Origin of the sequence: Patiriisocius sp. Uisw_017, assembly GCF_047731265.1 — a bacterium.
Taxonomy (GTDB): domain Bacteria; phylum Bacteroidota; class Bacteroidia; order Flavobacteriales; family Flavobacteriaceae; genus Patiriisocius.
The window spans coordinates 378,753-391,660 of the sequence record NZ_CP159835.1 but is presented as its reverse complement, the minus strand read 5'-3'; the positions used below and the strand labels follow the sequence as shown (position 1 = coordinate 391,660).

Here is a 12,908-nt window from a genome sequence, read left to right as displayed (position 1 = left end):
TTTTATAGGTGCCTAAGAATAACTTATCTTAAGTTTATTTTTATTTTTATTTTTTAATTGTTTGTTATGTTTGTGCTGTTGGAAATTCCTATGCCCATAAGTCTATCAAATCTTTGGCCGGGTGCGCGATAATAAACAAGGACAGTATAATCGTTTTCGGTCTCCCAAAAATTACCACATATAGTTCCAGGTTCTATAGTACCATCTCTATCAACAATAACATATTTGTAATTGTAAAAACCTTGTTTGAATAATCTTGAGTTTTGATACGTGTCAGTCTTGGCATTGTAGCGCATGAAAGTAGTTCCGTCTATGGTCCAATTATTAAAATTACCATAGATATGGATTTCTTTGTCGCCTAAATCTTTAAAATATTGCAGGTTAAAATGCATCCATACATATTCAGCCTCTATCGTCTGATTTTGAGCATATAGATTTCGAACTACAAAATTTCCATTAATATCTGGGTTGTAGGTATAGGGTTGACTTGCACGTTCTCTATTTGTGAACAAGAAATTTTCGTACAAATCGTTTAACTCCACACGCCGGACGCCGTTAACTGCAGAACGTATATCCTTATTATCAAAGCTTAAAAATTCATTTCCTCCCATAAATGCGGCTTCTTGGTCGTATCTATAAATAAGTTCAGATCCTATCGTGTATAAGGGCTTAAGGTCTGTAATTGCATTTTTTAGATTGTTATTCTGTAATACGAGTGTCTTTACATTTTGTTTTGGGTTAATGAGCAACAAGTCTCTCGAGTCTATAGTGAAATGCACTACTTGTTGTTCTCTTATTTTTCTAATGTCTCTGGCTCTTTTTATTTCAACTTGAACGCTCAGGTCTCTTTCCATAACCATAAACTTTCTTGAAAAAACAATGTATCCGTCATCATCAAAAATACTAAGTAAATAATTTCCACTTTTCTGGATAGCTCTTGTTTCTCTGTTGGGAATATTTACACTGTAATGAGAAAAAATTTGAAGTGTATTAAAACTGTTTTCATAAAATTCTATTCGAACATCATCAAATCCATCTAAATATTCTCCTTTGGAAAGATCACTAGGGGTCCAATCAAAGTTAAAATGCTCTATTGTGTAATAATAATCTACTTCGTCACCATTAATGTCATCAAAAGAAAGTTGCAATCGTTGCCCTAATTCAATAATGGGTAATTCACTTTGGTTTGTTGAGCCGCTAAATTGAACAGTTCTAATAAAGGAAGGCTCAACAGTTTCAATAACTTGGGCATAGGTTTGCTGAAACATCAAAAAGAGAAAACTACTAAAAAGTATCGAACGCATAAAAATGTTTTAAAAATTTATAAATATAAGCAAATTTTATGCCTTAATATTGTTTAAGAAACAAACAAGATCTGTTAACAGAATTTTAATTTTAATTGTCTTGTAAGATGGTCTTTTATTATTTAAATTTGCAACTCTTAAGAGAGGCTACATACGTAGTAAGGGCTTTTAAGGTTTAAAAGACAATTTTAACACTACTATCCCATGTCCAAAGACATTAAGATTAAAAAAGGCCTTACCATTCGCCTCAAAGGTGAAGCGGATAAAACACTTTTCGACGCACCACGGTCTCGCACTTTTGCTATTCGTCCTTTAGATTTACACCTTATAATTCCTAAAATGGTTGTTAAGGAAGGTGATAAAATTGAAGCAGGTGACACTATTTTTTACAGCAAAGGCAACGATGTTGTAAAGTTTTCTTCTCCGGTAAGTGGTACTTTAACTGAAATAAAAAGAGGTGCCAAACGCGTTATCACACTCATTACTATAGAAGGGGATCAACAAGATACCTTCAGAGACTTTGGGATTAAGAATCCGGATGCTATGAAGGCAGATGACGTTAAGAATCATCTTTTAGCATCAGGTTGTTGGCCATTTATGAAACAACGCCCGTATGATGTTATTGCAAATCCGGAAATAATGCCAAAGGCAATTTTTGTTTCTGGATTGGCAACAGGTCCTTTAGCAGCAGATTTAGATTTTACGCTTCAAGGAAAAGAAAAAGAATTGCAAACGGCACTATCTGCCTTAGCAAAATTAACTGAAGGTACTGTTCATCTAACGGTAGGTAAAGATGGCAAGTCGCCGTTGGCTGGTCTAAATGACGCAATGCAGCATAGAGCGAATAACTTACATCCGGCAGGAAACGTAGGGACACAGATAAATAAGATTGATCCTATTAACAAAGGAGAAGTTGTCTGGACGGTTGCGGCGCAAGATTTAGTGATTATTGGTGAGTTGTTTTTAACGGGAAAATATAATGCTGAACGTATCGTTGCACTTGCAGGTTCTTCAGTAAAATCGCCTCAGTATTATAGAACTAAAATAGGTAGCGAAGTCGCTACAATTATTTACGATTCTGGATTAAATGAAGAAAATGTTCGCGTAATTAGTGGTGATGTTCTTTCGGGAACAACAATTTCTCCAAAACAACATTTAGGGTATTACCACAATGTAATTTCAGTAATTCCTGAAGGAGATGATTATGAGTTTTTTGGATGGAATAAACCTATCTTCAATAAAATTTCAACGTCAAGAGCATTTACTTTTTCTTGGTTAACGCCTAAGAAAGAATTTGAATTAAATACCAACACAAACGGTGAGCATCGTGCATTTGTAGTTACTGGATCTTATGAACAAGTATTTCCTTTAGATATGTATCCAATGCAAATACTTAAAGCCTGTATGGTGCAGGATCTCGATGCAATGGAAGCTTTAGGAATGTATGAAGTAGCACCTGAAGATTTTGCTTTGACTGAGTTCGTTTGCGTATCTAAGCAGCCGCACCAAGACATTATAAGAAAAGGACTTGATTTAATGTATAAAGAAATAGGATAAACGATGGGATTAAAACAGAGTTTACATAAGACGAAATTAAAGTATGAGGGTACTAAAATGGCCCCAGCGTTTAACGCGCTCCATACTTTTTTGTATTTGCCAAACGAGACGACTCATAACGGCACACACGTTAAGGTAGCAGATGATCTTAAGCGTACGATGAATATGGTGATTTTGTCGCTAGTTCCGTGTTTGCTTTTTGGTATTCTGAATGCGGGTTATCAGTACAACATTCAAATTGGTGAAGTCTCAAAAGCTGCTGGATTTTTCAGTTTAGAGTTTTGGAATTTTTCAAACTTCAGTATTGGTGCGTGGAAAGTATTGCCATTAGTAGTTGTTTCTTACGGTGTGGGATTATTAGTAGAATTTATTTTTGCTATCATCAAAGGTCACGAAGTAGAAGAAGGGTATTTGGTAACAGGAATGTTAGTGCCATTAATTGTGCCAGTAGATATTCCTTTATGGATGTTGTCTGTGGCGGTCGTATTTGGTGTAGTAATAGGTAAAGAAGTTTTTGGAGGTACAGGAATGAATATCTTGAATCCTGCATTAACCATACGAGCATTCTTATTTTTCGCATATCCTACTTGGATGTCTGGGGATAAAGTGTGGGTTACCGGAGCAGTGGATACTGTTGGTCAGCCAGATGCCATTTCAGGAGAAACAATTTTAGGAAGCTTAGCTCAAAACAATGGTTTTGGAGATTGGAGCCTGATGGATCAATTTTTAGGATTTATTCCTGGATCAGTGGGTGAGACCTCTAAACTGTTGATTATTGTAGGGGCATTAATTTTGATCCTTTCTAAGATTGGAAGTTGGAGAATTATATTAAGTACACTAGTAGGAGCTTTGTCAATGGGACTTATTTTTAACGGTGTTGTTGAAATGGGATGGATTAGTGAGAGTTCTAAATTCTACGGTTTAATGAATGTAGTTTTCTGGCAACATCTATTTATAGGTAGTATTTTGTTTGGTGCTGTGTATATGGCAACAGATCCAGTAACGGCCTCACAAACAAATAAAGGAAAATGGATTTATGGATTCTTGATAGGGTTTATTTCGATAATGATTCGTGTATTCAACCCGGCATACCCAGAAGGAGTTTTCTTAGCAATTTTATTAATGAACGTGTTCGCACCAACCATTGATCACTATGTTGTTGAAGGAAATATCAAGAAAAGAGCAAAACGTTTAAAAGTTAAAACAGCGTAGTTATGGCAATTAATACAGATAAGAATAGTTACACCATCATCTTTGCCGTTATTATGGTATTAGTGGTAGGTTCATTACTTGCAGGTTTTTCAAGTGGATTGAAGCCAATGATTACGGTGAATATGGAAGCTGAGAAGAAACAAAATATTTTGTATGCGATTAATGTAAATGGTAATGAAGGAGAAGGAGATGTTACCTTTATTTCAACAGATATAGTTTCTGAAGAGTTTTCAAAGTATATCACAAAACAATATGTAATCGAAGGAGCTAAGGTTACTGAAAATTCAGAGGCATATTTAATTGATATCAAGAAAGAGGGAACAAAAGCAAAGAAAGAGGGGTATGTGAGAAAGCTACCAATAATGGTTGGAGAAAAGGACGGTAAGGAAATTTATGTTGTTCCTGTAAGAGGAAAGGGTCTTTGGGATGCTATCTGGGGATTTGTTGCAATGGATAAGTCTATGACAATTCAAGGGGTGTATTTTGATCACAAAGCAGAAACTCCTGGATTAGGAGCCGAAATCAAGCAACGCTATTTTATGGATGATTTTACAGGCGAAAGCTTCCTTAACGGGAATGCTTTTGAAGGAATCAAGGTAGCTAAAGGAAATAATGATCCCTTAAACAGCGACAAGACAGATTACGAAGTTGATGCCCTTGCAGGCGCAACAATTACTGGTGATGGAGTTGCAGCAATGCTGAAAAAGGACGTTAGAATGTATATGCCTTATTTTCAAACATTAAAATAAGACCGTAGCAAAGAATTAAATAAAAATTTAGGCACACTACCAAAAAATTTAAGTATGGCTTTACTTTCAAAAAAAGACACAAAATTAATACTAGATCCATTAACGGATGATAACCCAATTACGATTCAAGTACTTGGGATCTGTTCTGCATTGGCAATTACGGCACAGTTAAAACCTTCCATTGTAATGGCGGTCTCAGTGATTTTTGTAATGGGAGCAGGAAACGTGATTATCTCTTTATTGAGAAACGTCATTCCGTCAAAAATTAGAATTATAGTCCAACTTATCGTTGTTGCTACGCTTGTAATTATTGTTGACCAAGTATTAAAGGCCTTTGCTTACGAGTTAAGTAAGGAGCTGTCAGTATTTATTGGATTGATTATTACAAATTGTATTATAATGGGGCGTTTTGAGGCTTTTGCTTTGGCAAATGCTCCTTGGAGATCCTTTTTAGATGGTATTGGAAATGCATTGGGTTATGGAGTTATCTTAATTATAGTAGGATTTTTTAGAGAGTTGCTAGGGAGTGGAACCTTATTTGGGTTCCAAGTATTAGGAAATCCTATCACGAAGACAGGATTGTATGCAATAGGCTACGAAAACAACGGTTTTATGGTATTACCGCCTATGGCATTAATTGTAGTAGGAATTATTATCTGGGTACAACGTAGTAAGAACCCGGCACTTTTTGAAGAGAATTAATCTTCATCTAGAAAATTTAAAAGATTTTAAAATAGATTTCTTCGGAAATTTTAAAAAATAAAAAAATGTTAGAACACATTGAACTTTTTTTCAAATCAATATTTGTTGATAACATGGTATTTGCATATTTCCTAGGAATGTGTTCGTACCTGGCGGTGTCTAAAAAGGTTACTACAGCAGTAGGACTAGGTGCTGCGGTAATATTTGTATTAACCGTAACAGTTCCGCTAAACTGGTTCTTGGATCAGTATATTTTGCAGCCAGGAGCATTGGCTTGGATAGATGGTAATCGAGAAACGCCCGGTTTAAGTGCATATGCTGACTATGATTTAAGTTTTTTATCGTTCATCCTCTTTATTGCAACCATTGCAACAATGGTTCAATTGGTAGAGATTATTGTAGAAAAATTTTCACCGTCATTATATAATTCATTGGGTATTTTTTTACCACTTATTGCCGTTAACTGCGCAATTCTTGGAGGATCACTATTCATGCAGTCGAGAGAAATTGAGACCGCTGGACTAGCATTAAATTATGGTTTTAGTTCAGGAATAGGCTGGTTTTTAGCAATTGTAGCGATTGCAGCAATTCGTGAAAAAATTCGTTATTCAAATGTTCCACCTCCTTTGAGAGGATTAGGAATTACTTTTATTATTACAGGATTAATGGCAATTGGCTTTATGAGTTTTGGAGGAATGTTAACAGGAGGAGATGATGCGCCACCTTCATTAGATGGGCAATCTGAAAAAGTAGGAATACAATTAGAAGAAACAACCGAAACTAATATCGCAGAAGCGGTAGTAATTTCAGAATAATATAAAACCTTAGACTATGTTTTTAGCAGCAAGTACAGTAGGAGTTATCACAGCAACGGTGGTCGCATTTTTAGTGCTCACCTTATTATTAGTTGCTTTATTGTTATTTACAAAACAAAAATTATCGCCATCAGGACCGGTAACAATTACTATTAACGGTGAAAAAGAAATCGAAGTAGCAAGTGGTGAGACATTGCTTACAACGCTTGGAGCGAACAAGATATTCTTACCTTCTGCTTGTGGTGGTGGTGGAACGTGTATTCAATGTGAATGCCATGTTTTAGAAGGTGGTGGAGAAGCATTGCCTACTGAGACGCCACACTTTAGCCGCAAAGAGTTGAAAGATGGTGCACGTTTGTCTTGTCAGGTAAAGGTGAAACAAAATATGAATATTACGATTCCTGAAGAAGTTTTCGGAATAAAGAAATGGGACGCCGTAGTAGTTCGTAATTATAATGTAGCATCATTTATTAAAGAATTCGTAGTTGAAATTCCGCAGGATATGAACTACAAAGCAGGTGGATATATTCAAATTGAAATCCCTGAATGTGAAGTTAAGTTTTCTGAAATGGAGATTATTGCGCATCCTGAAGAGCATTCGGACCCAGAAATGTTTAAGGCAGAATGGGATAAGTTTGGTCTTTGGCCGTTAGTAATGAATAACAAGGAAGTAGTAGAAAGAGCATATTCAATGGCCTCGTATCCTGCTGAAGGACGCGAGATTATGTTAAACGTTCGTATTGCCACACCACCTTGGGACCGTGTTAAGAATCAATGGATGGATGTGAACCCTGGAATTGCATCTTCTTATATTTTTAATTGTAAAGAAGGGGACAAAGTAGTTATTTCTGGGCCTTACGGTGAATTCTTTATCAATCCATCAGAGTCTGAAATGTTGTATGTAGGTGGTGGAGCAGGAATGGCGCCTATGCGTTCTCACTTGTATCATTTATTCAAAACATTAAGAACAGGAAGAAAAGTGACATATTGGTATGGAGGTCGTTCAAAACGCGAATTATTTTACCTAGACCACTTCCAGCAGTTACAAGATGAATTTCCTAACTTTAAGTTCTATCTAGCGCTTTCTGAGCCTGCAGAGGAAGATAATTGGAAAGTAAAAGACGGCATTGATGGAGAAGGGGATGGATTTATAGGATTTATTCACCAAGTAGTTATTGACAACTATTTAGACCTTCACGAGGAGCCAGAAGATATTGAGTTGTATTTTTGTGGACCACCATTAATGAATCAGGCCGTTCAAAAAATGGGAGAAGACTACGGAATTCCAGACGAGAGTATTCGCTTTGATGATTTTGGAGGTTAAAACACTCATTAAATTTAAATAAAAAACCACTTTCAATTTTTTGAAAGTGGTTTTTTATTTAAATGATATTTTAAGTGGGGTCTATCGACTTTGTTGAAGAATAGAATAGTAACCGAAAGTAAAGCATATAGATTTGGCTTCTTAAATTCAAAGTAGAAACCGTTTACAGTTATGTATAAATGGTTTTTTAATTATGTAGGAAGGAGGAATGTTATTTCTGTAGGTTATGTGAAGAAAGACTTATGACTAATAGAGCGGATTAAAAGGCCTAAAGGATATGATTCGGTTATTCCATATGTAAATATTTCTTCAGCTTATGTCAATACCTATCAGCTTAAAGATGCAAATGCTCAAGTCATAAATTATGATGGGACTCCTTATTTTTATCAAAAAGAGCATATTGTGCTGTTGGAAAATCCTTTACAGGCAAATGGATTATAATAATGTGCAGCCGTATTAATGAGAATAAGGGCTTAGTACTTATGGGAGCAAAACCACAAAGATGAAATAGGCTTCAAATTTACATCAGGCCATTATTGCTTTTAGAGAAAATAGGCAGAAGTTATTGGCCCTAAGTTGACAGGAAACAAAGTGAGTTTTCATAAAACAGCAATTGAAAATAATAGTAAAGCTAATTTCCACAAATGTTTAAATCTAGTCTATACCTATGCTGGCACACAATTTTTATATTTTGAATTACCGAAAGTGACTTGCACGAAGGATTTAAAAATTGGTGATATGCTCATCAAGCCTGGATTCTTTGGAGCTGTGGTAATGATCGTAAATATTTTTGAAGATAATGAGGTAATAGATTGTTTACATTATAGCAGGGCAATACTCCCGCCCAGAGCGTTTCTCTTTTACAAAAACCCAGAGAATATTAATATATCCACTAGGTTTGAGTTTACAAAAGGAATTCCATTGCAAATACCTACCGATTATTTTGTTGAAGCTAAATTTGTGAGGTTTAAATAAAATTAAAATTATCAAAATTTAATTACTAAATCCGCTGTTTTTTCGGGCGCCTCTCTGCGCAGGTTTTTGTGACAACTACTTCAATAAAGAGCTTAGGAATACTTCAATTTATATTATTTTTGTAAAGATTTTAAAAAGAATTATAGAAATGTTAAAACCTCTTTCAAAACAAGAACTACACAACTTAGCAATGAATATTGTTGGAGAAGATATGAAAGCTCAAGGTTTCGAATTTCTTGGTGTAAATAGTAAGATAGGCAAAGACCCTCAGTTTGTTGGATTAAAAAATAAGGATCTTCATTTTGTGATTGTACGTTCTGTAGCATATCCTCAAGATGCTAATATCTATGATCCAGTTTTTATGCAAACCATTAAAGAACACGCCTTAAAGTTTGAGGCTAAGGCATATTATGCAGGTGTTGGTTTGGGTCACGGAAGTGATTATGCAAATCCTGTTTTGAAGGACCAAGAGTACACAATGGTTTATAAAGGCTTACAAGAAATTGTATAGAATGTTTAGTGATAATTTAAAGAACTACCCAATGTTATTTTTGTTGAGTGTTCAATTCTACAAAATATAAAGTATCAAATAAAGATGAAATTTATTTTAAAAATTATCGGCTTATTATTAATTGTTTCTTGCGTTCAAAAAGAGGAAATAACATTACAAGTACTTCAAGGAAATGCATTTGGTACTACCTATACAATTCAATATTACTCAAATAGTGATGTAGTGATAAAGCGTGGAATTGATTCCGTAATAAACGCTGTTAATACCTCTGTTAGCACCTATATGCCTGAAAGTGATATCTCAAAAATTAATAAGGGAGATAGCGCTATTGTCGTTGATGAAATTTTTAAAGATGTTTGGGAGATATCTGAAAGAGTACACATTGCATCTGGTGGTTTTTTTGATCCAACCATTGGAGTACTTCGCAATGCGTATGGTTTTGGCGATGTAAAACCCATTTTGAATTTAGACAAAAAAGTACTCGACAGTTTACGGGAACTGGTTGGGTTTAATAAAGTTAAAATCAACATGAATGGTACCATTCAAAAAAAACACCCAATGATCTATTTTGATTTTAATGCAGTTGCAAAGGGTTATGGAATTGATTGTCTTGGAACGTACCTTGAATCAAAACAAATTGAAAATTATATAATTGAATTGGGCGGAGAAATTTTAGCCAAAGGGAAAAATGTAATTAAAGATACGTATTGGACTGCTGGGGTAGAATCATTAGACGCTGAAATTACTGAAAAGGGAAAAGCGATTATAGTAATTGCTCTTAATAATAGTGCTATGGCGGGTTCTGGTAACTACCGAAAGTTTAGAATTGATCCAGTTACTGGTAAAAAATATGTGCACACTATTAATCCACTCACCGGTTTAGCAGAACAAAATAATATGACCAGTGCTGCTGTTATAGCTCCAACTTGTGCTGTTGCAGACGCTTTTGCAACTGCTTGCATGGCAATGGGAAGTGCTGCTGCCATAGAAATGCTTAAGGAAGAAGGGAGTATTGAAGGCTACCTAACATTTTTAGACAGCGATGGATCTGCAAAAACATATAGTTCTCCAGGTTTTAAACAACTCGTATTAAACTAATTTCTTGCAAACGGGTATGAGTTCGCCCTCCGGTAAACGGTATCTTTTAATTTCTTTAGCTGTAAATTTTGAAGTGTAGTTTACTGCTTCTACTATAAACCCAATCGATTCTAATTTTTTAAAATAATCCATTCCATATATTCTTACATGGTCGTATTGTCCAAAAATGCGAGCGCGTTCTTTTTTATCTGTAATCGTATCATCCTCGTAGGATTCTTTACGACCTGCTTCATAAGGAACTTGGAGTATCGCTGTGCCACCCTTTGCAAGTACTCTGTATAATTCTTGCATTGCTTTTTTATCGTCTGGTATGTGTTCTAGCACGTGGTTGCAAATTATAAAATCATAGCTTTCATCCTTAAAAGGGAGCTTGCATATATCTGCTTTTATATCTGCTATAGGCGAATTTAGGTCTGTCGTAGTATAGTCAATGTTTTTTAGTTTTTTAAACTTTTGAAGAAATGCTTGTTCTGGAGCAAAATGCAATACTTTTTGACTAGTAGAAAAGAAATTGGTTTCATTTTTTAAATACAGCCAGAAAAGTCTGTGTCTCTCTAAAGATAGTGTGCCAGGAGCAAGTACATTGTGTCTAACAATTTCATAACCATAGGGTAGAAATTTTCGGTATGATTTACCGTCGATAGGGTCTGTGTATTTATTTCCACGGAGATAGAAAGCAATTAAGGGCCTTATTAAATAACTCAAACGTATTAAAAGTGTTCTTGGAAAGAGCTTTAAGAAAAAGTTGAATGTTGATTGCATCCTATAGCACTAAAGCATTCATTCTAAATCTTTCTTCTTCATTGCTTTCTATTCCCAACGCTTGATACACGTATGCAAAAGTCGAAAGCAGTTCTGGTTTTCCATTAACGATGGCAATATTGTGCTCAAAGTGGGCACTTGGTTTTGCGTCTTGTGTTACGATTGTCCACCCATCAGGAAGTTGTGTTATTCTTCGTGTGCCTAGGTTTATCATGGGTTCAATAGCAACGGTCATACCTTCGATAAATTTTTTGCCTCGACCACGGCGACCATAATTGGGCATTTCTGGATCTTCGTGCATTTTTCTTCCTAGACCGTGACCTACAAGTTCTCTAACAACACCATACCCGTGTTGCTCGCAATATTGTTGAATCGCAAAACCTACATCTCCCACACGATTTCCGCTAATTAATTGCTCAATCCCTATATAAAGTGATTCTTTAGTTATCTGAAGTAATTTTTTAGTTTCTGGAGCTACTTCACCAATTTCAAAAGTATAGGCATGATCCCCATAAAACCCGTGTTTGATAGCGCCACAATCTATACTTACTATGTCACCTTCTTTTAATGGTATATCTGTAGGTAAACCATGTACCACAGCTTCGTTTACACTGGTGAGCAAGGTAGATGGGCAATCATACAATCCTAAAAACCCGGGTACAGCATCCTGAGAACGAATAAAGTCTTCAGCAAGGGTATTTAACTTGTTGGTAGTAATTCCAACTTTAACTTCTTCTGCTAGCATTCCTAATGTCTTTGAAACTACTAAGGCGGCTTCTCGCATTAACGCTATTTCTTCTCGGGTTTTAGTAATAATCATTATAGGTGTTTAAAATTTAAACCAATTCTTCTTTTTAGGAGGTGTTGCTTTGACTTTGCTATCGCCAGTAATTTCTTGATAGATTTCTCCCCAGCTTTTCATTCCGCCTATATTTCTATCATCAATAAAAACATCTGCATCTATTTTTCGACTTAGTTTAGGATCCAAAATTTCTTCCGGAAAACTTTTGTTTACTGCGTAAAACTTGACTCCGTTACTTTCGCAAAAACTCACGGCGTCGTCAAGTGCTTTCCCACTTCGATAGGTCCATAATATAAGACGATGTCCTTTTTCTTGAAATCTTTTGAGCGTGTCAAACGCAAAAATGACGGGTTTACCAATTTTTGGGTACGCATCTTTTACAATGGTTCCATCAAAATCTACTGCTATTTTTAGCGTATTGTGCATATTATTGCCTTAAATATGGGTTTAAAATTACAAAGAATTTATTCGAAGCTAGTAACTAATCTGCATACATTGGTGTGTAGGGTTCTCCACTTAAAATAGTTGTCATATCATCTTCAAGATATTCTCCATGTGTGGACTCCACAATGCGATTGAGCTCTTTTCCGTCTTTATAAAAAATAATGGTTGGAACATACTCGATATTAAATCCTCTCTCATAGCCCTCAGGGGTATCTTTATCGTGTGACATTGCATACATTTCTACGGTGTCAAAATCGTAGTTTATAATTTGTAAAGTCTTAAACAATCTTGGGATTTCACGTTGACTATCTTCGCACCAAGTCCCCATAAAGAACTTAATGGTTACCCCCTCGAGCAGTTTTCTGAGTTCAACGACAGTAGACGGTTTAGGCTTTGCGTCCATAAAACCTTCGAGCATCCAATCAAAAATCACCTTATTTTCCATAAAGCCTTTGTGAGTAACGCGTCCAATAAACATTTTTTTTCCTTCGTTTTCTGGATCATCAATCATTGTATTCCATTGGTCAAAAGGAATTTCTTCTGAAGTTTTTTCAATGGCTTCTGTTTTATTGTTTTCTTTATCCTTGCATCCATTCAGTAAAAAACTTTGGGATGCTACTAATGCAATGATTAAGTGTGTTTTTATTTTCATA

At 35.5% G+C, this 12,908-nt stretch carries 14 protein-coding genes; 9 read left to right on the top strand and 5 right to left on the bottom strand.

Translation table 11 applies throughout. The features are described from left to right. Positions 1 to 53: 53 nt before the first annotated feature. A complete protein-coding gene (locus ABXT67_RS01850) occupies positions 54 to 1,304 on the bottom strand; it encodes a DUF5103 domain-containing protein (RefSeq protein ID WP_415375597.1) in 1,251 nt (416 codons plus the stop codon). Between the two features lie 204 nt (positions 1,305 to 1,508). Between ABXT67_RS01850 and ABXT67_RS01845 the strand changes: the two genes are divergently transcribed. From ABXT67_RS01845 to ABXT67_RS01805, 9 genes are all read left to right on the top strand, one after another. After that, the gene (locus ABXT67_RS01845) at positions 1,509 to 2,861 is read left to right on the top strand and encodes a Na(+)-translocating NADH-quinone reductase subunit A (RefSeq protein WP_415375596.1); all 1,353 of its coding nucleotides are present in this window, start codon (positions 1,509 to 1,511) and stop codon (positions 2,859 to 2,861) included. A gap of 3 nt (positions 2,862 to 2,864) precedes the next feature. After that, complete coding sequence (locus tag ABXT67_RS01840) at positions 2,865 to 4,073, top strand: NADH:ubiquinone reductase (Na(+)-transporting) subunit B (RefSeq protein WP_415375595.1); 1,209 nt, start codon at positions 2,865 to 2,867, stop codon at positions 4,071 to 4,073. 2 nt (positions 4,074 to 4,075) lie between these two features. After that, a complete protein-coding gene (locus ABXT67_RS01835) occupies positions 4,076 to 4,822 on the top strand; it encodes a Na(+)-translocating NADH-quinone reductase subunit C (protein ID WP_415375594.1) in 747 nt (248 codons plus the stop codon). Positions 4,823 to 4,876: 54 nt separating this feature from the next. Beyond that, entirely contained in the window at positions 4,877 to 5,524 is a 648-nt protein-coding gene (locus ABXT67_RS01830) for an NADH:ubiquinone reductase (Na(+)-transporting) subunit D (protein ID WP_415375593.1), read from the top strand. Between the two features lie 65 nt (positions 5,525 to 5,589). After that, complete coding sequence (gene nqrE, locus ABXT67_RS01825) at positions 5,590 to 6,339, top strand: NADH:ubiquinone reductase (Na(+)-transporting) subunit E (RefSeq protein ID WP_415375592.1); 750 nt, start codon at positions 5,590 to 5,592, stop codon at positions 6,337 to 6,339. 16 nt (positions 6,340 to 6,355) lie between these two features. After that, complete coding sequence (gene nqrF / locus ABXT67_RS01820) at positions 6,356 to 7,663, top strand: NADH:ubiquinone reductase (Na(+)-transporting) subunit F (protein WP_415375591.1); 1,308 nt, start codon at positions 6,356 to 6,358, stop codon at positions 7,661 to 7,663. A 576-nt stretch (positions 7,664 to 8,239) separates the two neighbouring features. Continuing rightward, positions 8,240 to 8,638 carry a DUF4846 domain-containing protein gene (locus tag ABXT67_RS01815; RefSeq protein WP_415375590.1) on the top strand — a complete coding sequence of 133 codons (399 nt, stop codon included), beginning with the start codon at positions 8,240 to 8,242 and terminating at the stop codon, positions 8,636 to 8,638. A gap of 148 nt (positions 8,639 to 8,786) precedes the next feature. Beyond that, positions 8,787 to 9,149, top strand: a complete 363-nt coding sequence (locus tag ABXT67_RS01810; RefSeq protein ID WP_415375589.1) for a Na(+)-translocating NADH-quinone reductase subunit F — start codon at positions 8,787 to 8,789, stop codon at positions 9,147 to 9,149. 84 nt (positions 9,150 to 9,233) lie between these two features. Continuing rightward, positions 9,234 to 10,247 carry an FAD:protein FMN transferase gene (locus ABXT67_RS01805; RefSeq protein WP_415375588.1) on the top strand — a complete coding sequence of 338 codons (1,014 nt, stop codon included), beginning with the start codon at positions 9,234 to 9,236 and terminating at the stop codon, positions 10,245 to 10,247. Here ABXT67_RS01805 and ABXT67_RS01800 read toward each other — a convergent pair. Genes ABXT67_RS01800 through ABXT67_RS01785 form a run of 4 tightly spaced genes read right to left on the bottom strand, consistent with a single transcriptional unit; the run spans position 10,239 to position 12,907 of the window. Further along, a complete protein-coding gene (locus tag ABXT67_RS01800) occupies positions 10,239 to 11,009 on the bottom strand; it encodes a class I SAM-dependent methyltransferase (protein ID WP_415375587.1) in 771 nt (256 codons plus the stop codon). The two genes, ABXT67_RS01805 and ABXT67_RS01800, sit on opposite strands and share 9 nt — an antisense overlap. A 1-nt stretch (position 11,010) precedes the next feature. Next, positions 11,011 to 11,829 (bottom strand): type I methionyl aminopeptidase, encoded by an 819-nt coding sequence (gene map / locus ABXT67_RS01795; protein WP_415375586.1) that lies wholly within the window; start codon positions 11,827 to 11,829, stop codon positions 11,011 to 11,013. 9 nt (positions 11,830 to 11,838) lie between these two features. Next, positions 11,839 to 12,237: a BT0820 family HAD-type phosphatase gene (locus ABXT67_RS01790; RefSeq protein ID WP_415375585.1), complete on the bottom strand. Its 399-nt coding sequence runs from the start codon at positions 12,235 to 12,237 to the stop codon at positions 11,839 to 11,841. A gap of 55 nt (positions 12,238 to 12,292) precedes the next feature. Continuing rightward, positions 12,293 to 12,907 (bottom strand): TlpA family protein disulfide reductase, encoded by a 615-nt coding sequence (locus ABXT67_RS01785; protein ID WP_415375584.1) that lies wholly within the window; start codon positions 12,905 to 12,907, stop codon positions 12,293 to 12,295. Position 12,908 lies beyond the last annotated feature (1 nt).